The organism is Candidatus Symbiothrix dinenymphae (genome assembly GCF_001431085.1).
On the sequence record NZ_BBRU01000359.1, the window covers coordinates 1 to 478 of the forward strand.

The 478-nt window shown below is 39.1% G+C and carries 1 protein-coding gene; it reads right to left on the reverse strand.

Annotation, left to right across the window (positions count from 1 at the left end):
• Positions 1 to 478 (reverse strand): AAA family ATPase (locus tag ASC50_RS04305; RefSeq protein WP_158648418.1); only part of this gene is annotated, 478 nt, incomplete at both ends.

Below are 478 nucleotides of genomic sequence, written 5' to 3' on the forward strand. Positions count from 1 at the left end.
TCAAACCAATAATTGGAAAATTTTTTGTTGTCAAAAAACATCAGTGTAGAAAACGGATTGTAAACCGATGTCTTGCCATCCCAGGTATAACCATCGTACATAAAACGAATTTTTGCCAGCAAATCTTCCCTTGTCATATTCACGTGGACTGCCGTTTCGTCAATATATTCCGAAAAGTTGCGTTCCAGTTCTTCCTGTGTGTAACCACAGATAGAAGCATATTTATCGTTTAACGTAATATCTTTGAGACTGTTCAATGCTGAAAATATTGACACTTTGGCCACTTTCGTTACGCCTGTCATAAAGACAAATTTCAGGTGGTCGTCGCATCCTTTCAATACCACATAAAATCCCTGAAGAAACGCACGAATTTCTGCTGCTTCCGGCTTGCCTATCGCATCCAGTATGGGTTTGTCGTACTCGTCAATAAGTACGACCACTTTATTGCCTTTTTTACGATGCAATGACTCTATCAATT